The 13,344-nt window shown below is 62.4% G+C and carries 13 protein-coding genes; 11 read left to right on the forward strand and 2 right to left on the reverse strand.

Annotation, left to right across the window (positions count from 1 at the left end; genetic code table 11):
* Positions 1–184: 184 nt before the first annotated feature.
* The 9 genes from tolQ (at position 185) to F2P47_RS07160 (ending at position 9,994) form a co-directional block, all read left to right on the forward strand.
* Positions 185–931, forward strand: a complete 747-nt coding sequence (tolQ, locus tag F2P47_RS07120) for a protein TolQ (protein WP_152215651.1) — start codon at positions 185–187, stop codon at positions 929–931.
* Between the two features lie 3 nt (positions 932–934).
* The gene (tolR, locus tag F2P47_RS07125; protein ID WP_152215652.1) at positions 935–1,399 is read left to right on the forward strand and encodes a protein TolR; all 465 of its coding nucleotides are present in this window, start codon (positions 935–937) and stop codon (positions 1,397–1,399) included.
* Positions 1,400–1,407: 8 nt separating this feature from the next.
* A complete protein-coding gene (locus F2P47_RS07130) occupies positions 1,408–2,262 on the forward strand; it encodes a hypothetical protein (RefSeq protein ID WP_152215653.1) in 855 nt (284 codons plus the stop codon).
* A gap of 163 nt (positions 2,263–2,425) precedes the next feature.
* Positions 2,426–3,733: a Tol-Pal system beta propeller repeat protein TolB gene (gene tolB / locus F2P47_RS07135; RefSeq protein ID WP_152215732.1), complete on the forward strand. Its 1,308-nt coding sequence runs from the start codon at positions 2,426–2,428 to the stop codon at positions 3,731–3,733.
* 331 nt (positions 3,734–4,064) lie between these two features.
* Positions 4,065–4,565, forward strand: coding sequence for a peptidoglycan-associated lipoprotein Pal (pal, locus tag F2P47_RS07140; protein WP_152215654.1), 501 nt, complete (start codon positions 4,065–4,067; stop codon positions 4,563–4,565).
* A gap of 217 nt (positions 4,566–4,782) precedes the next feature.
* Positions 4,783–5,706 (forward strand): tol-pal system protein YbgF, encoded by a 924-nt coding sequence (gene ybgF / locus F2P47_RS07145; RefSeq protein ID WP_152215655.1) that lies wholly within the window; start codon positions 4,783–4,785, stop codon positions 5,704–5,706.
* A gap of 43 nt (positions 5,707–5,749) precedes the next feature.
* Positions 5,750–7,066, forward strand: a complete 1,317-nt coding sequence (tilS, locus tag F2P47_RS07150; protein ID WP_152215656.1) for a tRNA lysidine(34) synthetase TilS — start codon at positions 5,750–5,752, stop codon at positions 7,064–7,066.
* A gap of 194 nt (positions 7,067–7,260) precedes the next feature.
* Positions 7,261–9,177 (forward strand): ATP-dependent zinc metalloprotease FtsH, encoded by a 1,917-nt coding sequence (ftsH, locus tag F2P47_RS07155; RefSeq protein WP_152215657.1) that lies wholly within the window; start codon positions 7,261–7,263, stop codon positions 9,175–9,177.
* 64 nt (positions 9,178–9,241) lie between these two features.
* Positions 9,242–9,994, forward strand: coding sequence for a GDSL-type esterase/lipase family protein (locus F2P47_RS07160; RefSeq protein ID WP_152215658.1), 753 nt, complete (start codon positions 9,242–9,244; stop codon positions 9,992–9,994).
* Between the two features lie 62 nt (positions 9,995–10,056).
* Here the strand turns inward: F2P47_RS07160 and F2P47_RS07165 are convergent, their stop codons facing one another.
* Both F2P47_RS07165 and F2P47_RS07170 read right to left on the reverse strand, forming a co-directional pair.
* Positions 10,057–10,380 carry a 2Fe-2S iron-sulfur cluster-binding protein gene (locus F2P47_RS07165; protein ID WP_152215659.1) on the reverse strand — a complete coding sequence of 108 codons (324 nt, stop codon included), beginning with the start codon at positions 10,378–10,380 and terminating at the stop codon, positions 10,057–10,059.
* A gap of 22 nt (positions 10,381–10,402) precedes the next feature.
* Positions 10,403–11,662, reverse strand: a complete 1,260-nt coding sequence (locus F2P47_RS07170; protein ID WP_152215660.1) for a cytochrome P450 — start codon at positions 11,660–11,662, stop codon at positions 10,403–10,405.
* 179 nt (positions 11,663–11,841) lie between these two features.
* Here F2P47_RS07170 and F2P47_RS07175 point away from each other — a divergent pair, with 179 nt between their 5' ends.
* Together F2P47_RS07175 and folP are read left to right on the forward strand one after the other, a co-directional pair.
* Positions 11,842–12,465: a TetR/AcrR family transcriptional regulator gene (locus F2P47_RS07175; RefSeq protein WP_185680995.1), complete on the forward strand. Its 624-nt coding sequence runs from the start codon at positions 11,842–11,844 to the stop codon at positions 12,463–12,465.
* 45 nt (positions 12,466–12,510) lie between these two features.
* Complete coding sequence (gene folP, locus F2P47_RS07180) at positions 12,511–13,329, forward strand: dihydropteroate synthase (RefSeq protein WP_152215662.1); 819 nt, start codon at positions 12,511–12,513, stop codon at positions 13,327–13,329.
* The last annotated feature ends 15 nt before the right edge of the window (positions 13,330–13,344 follow it).

The following is a 13,344-nucleotide window of genomic DNA, read 5'->3' on the forward strand; positions in this document are numbered from 1 at the left end:
GCTCTTGAATCCGTGAGATATCCCACAAAGTGCCACCGTTTCGACATAATTCGTGGACTAACTTCGGCTTCAATTCGGAAGCAGATTTGTGGGACGAACGCGTGCCGGTGCAGCAAGCCTGGCATGAAAAGTCGGACGCAGAACGCCGCTCCGATAAAGGCCCGTGATTTCGGAGAGGCAAGGAATGGATCCGACGACCCGTATTGATACCGGCGTGAACACAGCGCAGGTCATCGCCAACCAGACCGTGAATGCGGCGCCGGTGGACTTTTCCATCTTGGGCCTGTTCATGCATGCCGACCTCATTGTGAAGGTCGTGATGCTGGGCTTGCTCTTCGCCTCCGTCTGGTCCTGGGCGATCATTTTCGACAAGTGGTGGCGCTTCAGCCGGGTCGAGCGTCTCGCCGACCAGTTCGAGCGCACCTTCTGGTCGGGCCGCTCGCTTGATGACCTCTATCAGGAGATGGGCCACCGCCCCGGCCACCCGCTCTCGGCGCTTTTCATTGCCGCCATGCGCGAATGGCGCCGCTCGCAGGAAATCGTTACCGACAGCTTCCTTGGCCTCAAGGAGCGTGTCGACAAGGTGATGCAGGTGACGATCAACCGCGAGATGCTGGGCCTCGAAGGCCGGCTCCTCTTTCTCGCCACGGTTGGTTCGGTTTCGCCCTTCGTCGGCCTTTTCGGCACCGTCTGGGGCATCATGAACAGCTTCCAGTCGATTGCCATCAGCCGCGACACCAATCTGGCCGTCGTTGCACCGGGTATCGCCGAAGCGCTGTTCACCACGGCGCTCGGTCTTCTCACCGCCATCCCCGCAGTGGTCGCCTATAACCGCTTCTCCAGCCAGGTAGGCCGTTTCGGCACGCGCCTGGAAAGCTTCGCGGACGAGTTCTCGGCGATCCTGTCCCGTCAGCTCGACGAGCGGGGCTGAACCATGGCTTTTTCCGTTAGCGGCGGCAGGGGAGGCGGGCGCAGCAAGTACAAGCGTGCGCCCATGTCCGAAATCAATGTGACGCCGATGGTCGACGTCATGCTGGTGCTGCTCATCGTTTTCATGGTGGCGGCGCCGCTGCTCACCGTGGGGGTGCCGGTCGATCTTCCCAAGACGCAAGCCGCCGCGCTGTCCGGAGACAACGAGCCGCTCACCGTCACCATCAATGCCAGCGGCCAGGTCTTCCTGCAGGAAACGCCCGTCGAGCCTGATGAGATCGTGGCGCGCCTTCAGGCGATCGCGCAGAACGGATATGAGCAGCGCATCTTTATCCGGGCCGACAGCGGTATCGATTACGGCCGCGTGATGGATGTCATGAGCCGCATCAGCTCCGCGGGTTACAGCAAGGTCGGTCTGGTCACGGATTCAGCTACCGGGTCGAAGCCTGCAAAGGGCAAAGCGAAATAACCAGTTCGATGATGCGCAACAGGCCGCTTATTTTTTCCGCCGGGCTTCACGCTCTGGTGCTGATAGCGACCGTGGTGGTGCTTCCTTCGCCGAAGGAGCTGCCGCCTGTGCCCATGCGCGTCCTGCCGGTCGAGTTGCTGACCGTCTCCGATGTGACGAACCTGAAGCGTCAGGCGAAGAAGAAGGTCGAACAGCCCAAGCCGGTCGAGAAACCGGCCGTGAAGCCCGAGCCCGACAAGCCGAAGCCTGTGCCGCAGCCGGAGCCTGAAAAGGCAGAGCCCAAGCCCGCTCCGCCGCAGCCGGACCAGAAGGCCGAACCCATTCCGGACAAGAACGCGCCGAAGAAAAAGGAAGAAAAGAAGGAACCTCCGAAGCCGGAGACGAAGAAGCCCGTCGTCGAAAAGAAGGAAGAGAAGAAGCCGCCGAAAAAGAAGTTCGACCCGAAGAACATTGCGGCGCTTCTGAACAAGATTCCCGACTCAGCGACGCAGCCCGACGAGGCGAAGGACACGAAGGAAAAGGCCGACGCGGCGGAGACCGACAATCCCGACCTGCCCATGACGGGCAGCGAGATCGACGTCATTCGTCAGAAGGTGTCGCAGTGCTGGAATGTGAGCGATCTCGCCGGCACGCCGGACGCGAACAAGCTCTATGCGCGCGTCACCTTCTCGCTCAACCTCGATGGGTCGCTGGCCGGACGGCCTGTCATAGAAGAGTCGGGTGGAGGCAGTATATCGAGGCTCTTCGCCGAGCGGACGGTGCAGGCGATCCTGAAATGCGCGCCTTATGATTTTCTGCCGGCGGAGAAATTCAATACGTGGCGAGACATGGATATCAAGTTCTCGCTGCCCGACGCATTGTGATGTGAAGTCGAGTTGGGTGATTTGAAAGCGAGTTGGCGCGCGCCAGGCGTCCGGTCGTGCGTATGTGTCCTGACGCTGAGCGATTGACCTTTTTGAAGGAGAGACGGCGATGTTTGATTTTCGTGAGCTCGGCCGCGCGGTTTTCGGCTTGAGACGGGCATTGATGCGGCTTCCTCTCGCGCTTGTTCTGGTCGCGACCGGTCTTTTCGCCGCCCCGGCGCAGGCGGCGCTGCAGATCGACATCACGCAGGGCAATACCGAGCCGATGCCGATCGCCATTACCGACTTCCTCGGCGCTCCGGGACAGGAAGCCTCGGCCGGCGCGGATATCTCGACGGTTGTGACCAACGATCTCGAGCGTTCGGGCCTCTTCCGTCCGCTTTCCAAGGCGTCCTTCATCGAGAAGATGACCGACATCAATGTGCCGCCGCGCTTTGGCGACTGGCGCGTCATCAATTCGCAGGCCCTCGTCACCGGCCAAGTGAAGATGGAGTCCGATGGCAGGCTTCGCGTGGAGTTCCGTCTCTGGGACGTTTATGGCGAGCAGCAGCTCACGGGCCTTCAGTTCTTCACCACGCCCGACAACTGGCGCCGTGTCGCCCATCTCGTCGCTGACGCGATCTATCAGCGGCTCACCGGCGAGCAGGGCTATTTCGATACGCGCATCGTCTACGTGGCTGAGAGCGGACCGAAGAATCGCCGTGTGAAGCGCCTCTCGATCATGGATCAGGATGGTTACAACCCGCATAGCCTGACCAATGGTGCCGAACTCGTGCTGACGCCACGCTTCAGCCCGAATTCGCAGGAGGTCACCTATCTCTCCTACCACAACAACAATCCGCGCGTTTACCTGCTCGACATCGAGACCGGCCAGCAGGAAGTCGTCGGCGATTTCAAGGGTATGACCTTCGCTCCGCGCTTCTCGCCCGACGGCCAGAAGGTTGTGATGAGTCTGCAGCGTGGCGGTAACGCGAACATCTACACGATGGATCTTCGCAGCCGGCAGGTGACGCGCCTGACCAGCACGGCGGCGATCGATACCGCGCCGAGCTATTCGCCCGACGGCACGAAGATCACCTTCGAATCGGATCGTGGCGGTTCGCAGCAGATCTATGTGATGAACGCCGATGGTTCGAATCAGCATCGCATCAGCTTCGGCCAGGGCCGCTATGCGACGCCGGTCTGGTCGCCGCGTGGCGACCTTATCGCCTTCACCAAGATGATCAGCGGCCAGTTCGTCATCGGCGTCATGAAGCCGGATGGCTCGGGCGACCGCGTTCTGACGGAAGGCTTCCATAATGAGGGCCCGACCTGGGCGCCAAATGGCCGTGTTCTCATGTTCTTCCGCGAAACACGTGGCGCGCAGGGCGGCCCCCACCTTTGGTCGGTCGACCTGACCGGGCGCAACGAAAGGCAGGTGCCGACCCCGACTTTCGCTTCCGACCCTGCCTGGTCGCCCCGAATTCAGTAACGCGAGAATGGCCGGACACGATCAAAATGGACCGTGTCCGGCAAAAACGATGCAAAAATATCACGCCGCCCATGCCGAAAAGACGCAGCCATCCCAAGGCCCTTGCGGACATTTGGGGGCACAGCTAATATTTTGTTGCGGTACGGCAACCCCAGCGTCGGCCAATTTCTGGGCGGCGTGTCATGGTTCGGATGAGCTTCGGGCCACTTTGTAGAGCCTCGACTTCCCGGCAAAGGAGGAATCCTCTTTTGCCAGGATGTTTGGCATGCAACAGCAAATAAGGGAACGCTGAGGCACCTTTGGCCGCAGAGATTAAAAGGAGAGCACCCGAATGAAGTCCCCGTATGCAGGCCTCCGGTTCGCCACCGTGGCCGCAGCCTTTTTGATGGTCGCCGCTTGCAGCTCGACCGACACGGCCAGCAACGCCGGCGGCGCTGGCACCAGCACCTCGACGGTCCAGCCCGGCACGCAGGCTGACCTGGTTGCCAATGTTGGCGACCGCGTTTTCTTCGACCTCGACAAGTCGACGTTGAAGGACGAAGGCAAGGCCACGCTCCAGCGTCAGGCCGCCTGGGCGCAGAAGTACCCGAACCTGACCTTCACGATCGAAGGCCATGCCGACGAGCGTGGCACGCGCGAATACAACCTCGCGCTGGGCGGCCGTCGCGCCACCGCCGCGAAGGACTTCCTCGTCGCCAATGGCGTCGATGGTTCGCGCCTGAAGACGATCTCCTACGGCAAAGAGCGTCCGGTGTGCCTCGAATCGAACGAGGATTGCTGGGCCCAGAACCGTCGCGCTGTGACGGTTGTTGCCGAAGGCGCCGGCAGCTAATCGCTGACGCAGCCGAATTATCGGGAGCGCTCTTCCGCGATTGCGGGAGGGCGCTTCTGTGTTTCAGGGGCAAGCCTTCGGCGTGAAACCGGGTCGGGTTCAAACCGGAAGAAGAGGCGCCCCATTTTGGTCGCAGTTCTCGTTACGATGGCTCGTGGGCAGGTGCTTCGTCAGGAGTCTTGCCTCCCATCGTCCGAAACCTCTTGAGGCGGATCAGGTGACAAAAGCGAACTTCCTCGTCATGGCGGGTTTTACCGCCCTCGTCGGAATGCCCGTTCTGGTGCCCTTGAGCGCCGCAGCCGATGATTCGGATCTGCGCGCCATCAACAATCGCCTCGACAGGCTGGAGCGTTCCGTAAACGACATGCAGGGCGGTGGCTATTCAGGTGATGGCGGGTCGAGCGGCGGCGGTAGCGCGCCCTCGGCGGATACAACCGTCAGGCTCAACGACATCGAAGACCAGATTCGCACACTCACCGGCCGCGTCGAGGAATTGAGTCACCGGATCGACCAGACGTCGCAGGACCTTCAGACCTTCAAGGCGGACGTCGATCTGCGCTTCCAGGATATTCATCAGGGTGGCGGCGCTGCTGCTCCCGCCGCCGGGCAGGGTGCGGCGGCAGCGCCAGCGACCGGCCCCATCATGAATGACGACACCGCTCCCGCAGGCGCGAGTGCGCCGAGGCAGCTGACGCCGCCGGGTGCCGCAGCCCCTGCGCAGCAGCCTGTTGCTGCGCCAGCCGCCGTCCTCCCCAACGGGACGCCGCAGGTTCAATATGATTTCGCCATCGACCTTCTGAAGCGCGGCCAGTTCCCGCAGGCCCGCGATGCGCTGAAGCAGTTCCTCGCCGAGCATCCCAAGGACGCGCTGGCGGGTAACGCGCAATATTGGCTTGGCGAAACCTATTACGTGCAGGGTCAGTACAAGGACGCTGCCGACAGCTTCCTCAAGGGCTACACCACTTATTCAAAGAGCGCGAAAGCGCCCGACAGCCTGTTGAAGCTCGGCATGACGCTGAACCAGCTCGGCCAGAAGGACGCGGCCTGCGCTACCTTCGGTCAGTTGAAGGAGCAGTTCCCGCAAGCGGCTCCCGCCGTCGTCGCGCGTGCGAAGCAGGAGCGCCAGAAGTCCGGTTGCTGATCCAGCATTGGCCTTCGGCGCGCACCCGCGCCATGATCGGCGCATGAGCGCATCTCGCATCACTTGCAAAGAGCCCGTGAGCGCGGCGGAATTCGCCGCGAGCCTCGGCGCGCTTGCGCCATCGCACGGGCTCGCCGTCGCGCTGTCCGGCGGCCCCGATTCGCTGGCGCTGCTTTTTCTCGCCGCGCGCTGGGCCAAGCGAAAGCCCCGCATGCGGCTCCTCGCCTTCACCGTCGATCATGGATTGCGGCCGGAGTCGGCCAGGGAAGCGCGTCTCGCTGCCCGCATGGCGAAGTCGCTTGGCGTGGAGCACCGCATCCTCGTCTGGGAGGGAGAGAAGCCCTCGTCCGGCATTCAGGCGGCGGCTCGCGCAGCGCGTTATCGACTCCTTGCAGAAGCGGCCCGCGCGGAAGGCGTCGAAGATATTCTTGTCGCGCATCATCAGGACGATCAGGCCGAAACCTTTCTGCTTCGGCTTGCCCGCGGGAGCGGCGTCGATGGGCTTGCCGCCATGGCACCCCTGCGCGAGATGCCCGGCGCGCCTGGCATTCGTCTGCTGCGCCCGCTGCTCGGCTTTTCCCGCGCGCGTCTCGCGGCGACGCTTGAGAAGGCAGGCCTCGAAGCGATCCAGGATCCAAGCAACGAGAACACGCGCTTCGATCGTGTGAAGGCGCGGCGCATGTTGAAGGAACTCGCAGCTCTCGGCCTTGGTCCCGAACGCCTGGCCGACACGGCGGCGAACATGGCCCGCGTCCGCGCCGCGTTAGAGGCGGAGACGCATGCGCTTCTTGCCACCCATGCGCGGCTCGCGCCGGAAGGCTATGTCGAAGCCGACATCTCGGCACTTTTGAAGGCGACCGAGGAAATCGCCCTCCGCGCGCTGGCTGAAATCCTGAAATGCGTCAGCGGCTCCGATTACCCGCCGCGGCTCGATGCGTTAGCGGCGCTCCACAAGGCATTGGACGCCGGCAAGCTCGGGCGCACGCTCCATGGCTGCAAGCTCACACGCGACGGCACCAGGCTTCTCGTGGTGCGCGAGGTAGCGTCCGCTGCAAGGGCGCTGCCGCTTCGCCTGAAGCCGGGAGAGGCCGCCATCTGGGATGGACGCTTCGAAATTACGGTTCGTGCCCTGCCGCGCGGGGGAGCCGGGGCGGAGTGGCGGGCGCTTGGCGCGGAAGGGACGACGATCCTGAAAAAGGAGGATCTGCTGCCTGCCGGCGTGCCGAAATCCGCGCTTCCCGGCTTGCCCGCGCTCTGGAAGGGAAAGAGCCTTCTCGCTGTGCCCCACATCGGGATTGGCATGGCTGGCCTTGAAACAGGCCTGAAGCTCTTCAAAACCGGGCTCTTTCAGGTTCCGTAACCCGGCCTTTACGCCCCGATGCGACATTTGAAGGGGTCGATTGAGGGAAACGGCTCTTGGTAAACCTTTGGAAGGTCCCTATCTTCCAATAGATTAGAAGGCCTCAAGAGCAGGAGCAGCCAACCGCGCCGACTGGCACGGAGCCTGCTTGAACGCCTTACTCGAATGCCGTCAGGTGACAAAAGGTCAAGCCGTTGTCCAATTACAAGAATCTAGCGCTGTGGGTGATCATCGGACTGCTTCTGGTTGCGCTGTTCAATCTCTTCCAGAGCCCAGTCCAGCAGAACGCCTCCACCGACATCAATTTCTCGCGTCTCCTCTCTGAGGTCGACGGCGGGAATATCCGCGATGTGACCATCGCCGGTGACAATATTTCGGGCCACTACACGGATGGCCGCGCCTTCCGCACCTACGCGCCCGCCGATCCCTCGCTTGTGAACCGCCTCTACGACAAGGGCGTGCAGATCACGGCGAAGCCGGTCGAGGAAAATGTTCCCTGGTTCATCAGCGCGCTCGTCTCCTGGTTCCCGATGCTGCTGCTTATCGGTGTGTGGATTTTCTTCATGCGCCAGATGCAGGGCGGCGGCGGCAAGGCCATGGGCTTTGGCAAGTCCAAGGCGAAGCTCCTGACCGAACGCCATGGCCGCGTCACTTTCGATGACGTTGCTGGCATCGACGAGGCGAAGGACGATCTCACCGAGATCGTGGAATTCCTGCGCGACCCCGCGAAGTTCCAGCGCCTTGGCGGACGCATCCCCAAGGGTGTGTTGCTCGTCGGCCCGCCCGGCACCGGCAAGACGCTGCTTGCGCGCGCCATCGCGGGCGAAGCCAATGTTCCCTTCTTCACCATCTCGGGTTCCGACTTCGTTGAAATGTTCGTCGGCGTCGGCGCCAGCCGCGTGCGCGACATGTTCGAGCAGGCGAAGAAGAACGCGCCCTGCATCATCTTCATCGACGAAATCGATGCGGTGGGCCGTCATCGCGGCGCCGGTCTCGGCGGCGGCAATGACGAGCGCGAGCAGACACTGAACCAGCTGCTGGTCGAGATGGACGGCTTCGAGCCGAATGAGGGCATCATCCTCATCGCGGCGACGAACCGCCCCGACGTTCTCGATCCGGCGCTGCTGCGTCCGGGCCGCTTCGACCGTCAGGTCGTGGTGCCGAACCCGGATGTCGTCGGCCGCGAAAAGATACTCAAGGTCCACATGAAGAAGGTGCCGTTGGCGCCCGACGTCGAGCCGCGCACGCTCGCGCGGGGCACGCCCGGTTTCTCCGGCGCCGACCTTGCGAACCTCGTCAATGAAGCGGCGCTGATGGCGGCGCGGCGCGGCAAGCGTCTCGTCACCATGGTCGATTTCGAAGACGCCAAGGACAAGGTGATGATGGGCGCCGAGCGCCGCTCCATGGTCATGTCCGAGGAGGAAAAGCGTCTCACCGCTTATCATGAAGGCGGGCACGCGCTCGTGGCGATGAACCTTCCGGCGTCGGATGCGATCCACAAGGCGACGATCATTCCGCGCGGCCGCGCGCTGGGCATGGTCATGCGCCTGCCGGAACGCGACCAGCTTTCGGTGACGCGCGAAAAGCTCAAGGCAGACCTTGCCGTCGCCATGGGCGGACGCATCGCGGAAGAAGTGATCTTTGGCCATGAGAAGGTGACGTCGGGCGCGTCTTCGGACATCTCGATGGCGACCAAGATGGCAAAGGCCATGGTCACGCGCTGGGGCATGAGCGACAAGCTCGGGCCGCTCGCATACCACGAGAACGAGGAAGAAGTTTTCCTCGGCCACTCCGTCTCGCGCCAGCAGAACATGTCGGAAGAGACGCAACGCGCCATCGACGGCGAAGTGCGCCGCATCGTCGAGGAAGGCTATGCGACGGCGAAGCAGATCATCACCGATCATCTCGACCAGTTGCATACCATCGCCAAGGGCCTGCTCGAATACGAGACGCTCTCGGGCGATGAGATCAAGGGCCTGCTCAAGGGCGAGCCGCCGGTGCGCAATCTCGGCGAGCCGCTGAAGCCGGAGGGCCCCGTCTCCTCCGTGCCTCAGACCGGCCGTCCCGCCGAGCCGGGGCCTGGCGCGACGCCCGAGCCGCACGGCGCCTGAGTGCAGGCGTAAGACAAGATCGAAGGGAGGCTTAACGGCCTCCCTTTCCTTTTGGGGGAGACGCATGCGCGCATTATCCGCACTCACGCTGATTCTCATCCTGCTTGGCGGGTGTGTTTCCGCGCCGCCGCCGGTAGCCGCGCCCGTCGCGGTGGAAGCGCCGTTCGTCGTGCAGCCGGAACGTATGGCGGCGAAGCGCGTGGCGGCTCTCGCTGGCCCCGTCGATCTCGTCTTCATCGGCGACTCGATTACGCAGAATTACGACCGCGTTTCTGAAAAGGTCGAAGAGAATTACAAGCCCGTCTGGGATGCCTTTTATGGGTCTCGCCACGCGCTCAATCTGGGTTACGGCATGGATACGAGTGCCGCGACGCTCTGGCGTTTCGCACATGGCGAACTCGACGGCATTGCACCGAAGCTTGCCGTGATCCTCATCGGTACCAACGACACCAATCTCGGCCATAGCGCGCGGGAGACTTTTTCAGACGTCGAGGTGGTTGTGAACGCGGCTCATGAGCGGATGCCGCACGCAAGGCTTCTGCTCATCGGCATTCTGCCAAGCGACAAGTCGACCGCAAAGAGCAAGGCGGATGCGGAGGTGAATGCGCTTCTCGCGGCGCGTTATACCGCGAGCGAGTTTGTCACCTTTATCGACATCGCGTCGGTGTTCAGGAAAGAGGGGCAACTCGACCGCTCGCTCTATGTCGAAAAAGGTCCGCATGAGGCGCTGCATCCCAATGTGAGTGGTCAGGCGGTCATGGCGAGGGCGATAGAGCCGACGGTTGCGCGCCTTCTGGGCGAGCCCTCTCTCAAATAAAAAGGGAGGCCTCGCGGCCTCCCTTTCTCCTCGGCGCCTCCCGATTCAGCGCAAGGTCCGGTTCAGTGCTGCTTCTCCGGCAGTCTCAGAACCAGCCCATCGAGTTCGCTTGTGAGTTTGATCTGGCAGGCGAGGCGGCTGTTCTCGCGGACATCCTCGGCGAATTCGAGCATGTCCTTCTCCATGCCTTCGCCTGCGGCGCCGGTTTTCGCGAGCCAGGCCGGATCGACATAGACATGGCAGGTCGCGCAGGCGGCTGCGCCACCGCAATCGCCGTCGATGCCCGGCACGTTGTTCCTCACCGCCGCTTCCATCGCCGAGATGCCGCTATCGGCCTCGACCGCATAGGTCGTTCCAGTGACCTCGACAAAGCTGACTTTTGTCATTCTTCTTTTTCCTCTTTTTACGTCAGGCGTGAATGCGGACCGGCAGTGTCGTGTAGCCGCGCACGAAGTTGGAGCGGACGCGCTCAGGCTCGGCCAGAACCTCGATGCGCTTGAAGCGCTTCAGGATCTCTTCCCAGAGAATGCGAAGCTGCAATTCAGCGAGGCGGTTGCCGACGCAGCGATGAATGCCGAAGCCGAATGAGAGATGCTGGCGCGGACGCGGGCGGTCGATGATGAAGTCGTCGGGCCGCTCGATCGTAGTCTCGTCGCGATTGCCGGAGAGGTACCACATCACGACCTTGTCGCCCTTGCGGATATTCTTGCCGCCCAGCTCCGTGTCGCTCAGCGCGGTGCGGCGCATATGCGGCAGTGGCGTCTGCCAGCGGATGATTTCCGGAATGGTGCTGTCGAGTAGTGCAGGGTTCGCCCGAAGCTTCGCCAACTGGTCGGGGTTCTCGTGGAAAGCGAGAACGCCGCCCGTCATCGAGTTGCGCGTCGTGTCGTTGCCGCCGACGATGAGGAGAAGGACATTCGCAAGATATTCCGTCTGCGTCATGTTTCGCGTCGCGGGCGAATGAGCGAGCATGGAGATGAGATCGGAACCCGGCTCCTTTGCATTTACGCGCTCGTTCCAGAGATTCTGGAAATAGCCCGCGCACTCCATGAGTTCCTGCGTGCGCTGTTCCCAGCTGTCGACGATGCCGCTGCCGGGCGCTGCCGTCGCCACGTCGGACCAGCGCGTCAGCTTGCGGCGCTCATCGAAGGGAAAGTCCATCAGCGTCGCCAGCATCTGCGTCGTCAGCTCGATCGAGACACGGTCGACCCAGTTGAACGCCTCGCCCACGGGCAGCCCATCGAGAACGCGGCATACGCGTTCGCGGATCGTGCCTTCAAGTTTGGCGAGGTTCGCCGGGGCAACGATTGGGCTCACCGCCTTGCGCTGCTCGTCATGCCGCGGGGGATCCATGGCAATGAAGTTCGGCAGGTCGATGCCACCCTCTTCGGCGATCGAGAGCGCGTTGTCGATCGTGATTCCGCCGAGGCTCGCTTCCGAGGAGAAGATCTGGTGGTTGGTGTCGACATGCATGATGTCGTCGTATTTCGTGATGGACCAATAGGGCCCATAGGCGCTTTCGGCGCAGTAGTGGACCGGGTCCTCAGCACGCAGGCGCTTGAAATAGGCCTCGATGGTGTCGTTCTGATAGAGGTCCGGATTGCTCACATCGATCTTGTCGAGCGGCAGGGCATAAGCGCCCTCCGCCGCCAACGCGGCTACGGCCATGATTTTCCTCCCGGGTTTTCGAGACCGGCTCCCGACCGGTTTGCTATTGAGTAAAGTATCAATAGTAAAAGGCCACGGAGTCAACATTTCTGTTGCGGGTATCGGCAGCGCTCCGGCAAATTCGGCTTTCCGCCTATACTCCGGTCCAGATTCAGTCCTTCGAGCAGAGAGCCGCCCTCGTGACGCCAAAATCCGGGAATCCGAAAAACCACCAGAAACAGCGGACCCGCCTTCTGCCTGAGGAGCGCCGGGCGCAGCTACTCGCCTGTGCAGTTGCAGCATTCGCCGAGCATGGCGTCGCCCGCGCCACCCATTCCCATGTGGCGGAGCGGGCCGGCGTTTCCGTCTCGGCGGTTCATTCCTATTTCCGCACCCGCGAGGATCTCGTCGCGGCCGTGCTGGGCGAGGTGGAGGCCTTTCTTGTCGCGACCACCTCGGGCTCGCTCGTGCCCTCCTTGACGGTCCAGGAAGCGCTGGTGACGCTTGCGCGGCGTTTCGCCAGAGCAGCCACGGAACAGCCGGATATGATCAAGGTCTGGCTCGACTGGAGCACGGGTGTTCGCGCCGATGTCTGGCCACATTACATCGAGATACTGGAGCGGCTTCATGACCTGGCGCAGAAGGTGTTCGCGCGCGGCAAGCGGGAAGGGCTGATGCCCGAAACGCTCAACGTGAAGGCGGCGGCGCGGCTCTATATCGGCGGTGGACACACCGTTGCGCTGATGCAGTTCGCAGGCGCGGGGCGGCGCGAGCTGGATATCTTCATCGAACAGCTTGTGCGCGGCTTCATGGTGCCGAACTGACGAGACTGAACTGACACGCCGTTCTGTCCCATGATAGAAATGCCCATGCAGAAAAGCCCTGTCCGCATTGTCGGCATCGTCAACATCACGTCGGATTCATTTTCCGACGGGGGGAAGTACCTTGCGCCGGAAGCCGCTATCGCGCAGGCGCGGAGGCTTGTCGAGGAGGGCGCCGAGATTGTCGATCTGGGGCCTGCCTCCAGCAACCCCGATGCGACACCCGTTTCGGCCGAGGAGGAAATCCGTCGCCTTGCGCCCGTGCTCGATGCGCTGCTGGCAGACGAAATTGAAATCTCGGTCGACAGCTATCTCCCGCAGACGCAGGCTTACGCTCTGTCACGAGGTATTCACTGGCTGAACGACATCAAAGGGTTTCCCGATCCTTCGCTCTACCCAACGCTCGCGGAATCGGATGCGAAGCTCATCGTCATGTATTCGATCCAGCAGGGGCAGGCCGATCGCCGCGAAGCGCCCGAAGGCGACATTGTCGGTCATATATGCCGTTTCTTCGACGAGCGGCTTTCCGCCCTCGAAGCGGCGGGCGTGAACCGCGCGCGCATTGTCCTCGATCCCGGCATGGGCTTTTTCCTCGGATCGTCGCCGCAAACCTCATTCGACGTGCTGGCGCGGCTCGGCGAGATCAAGGGCCGTTTCGGCTTGCCACTTCTCGTTGGCGTGTCGCGGAAGTCATTCCTGCGCGCGGTAACGGGCAGGGCGCCCGACGAGGTCGGCGCCGCCACGCTCGCGGCCGAACTTGTTGCTGCCATGAAAGGGGCCGATTTCATTCGTACCCATGAGGCCGCGCCTCTCAAGGATGCTCTGGCCGTTGCAGCTGCGCTGAAAGATTTCGCAAGAAATCGTTAACTGCGCCAAAACCAT

It is taken from the genome of Parvibaculum sedimenti, from assembly GCF_009184905.1.
GTDB classification, from domain to species: Bacteria; Pseudomonadota; Alphaproteobacteria; order Parvibaculales; family Parvibaculaceae; genus Parvibaculum; species Parvibaculum sedimenti.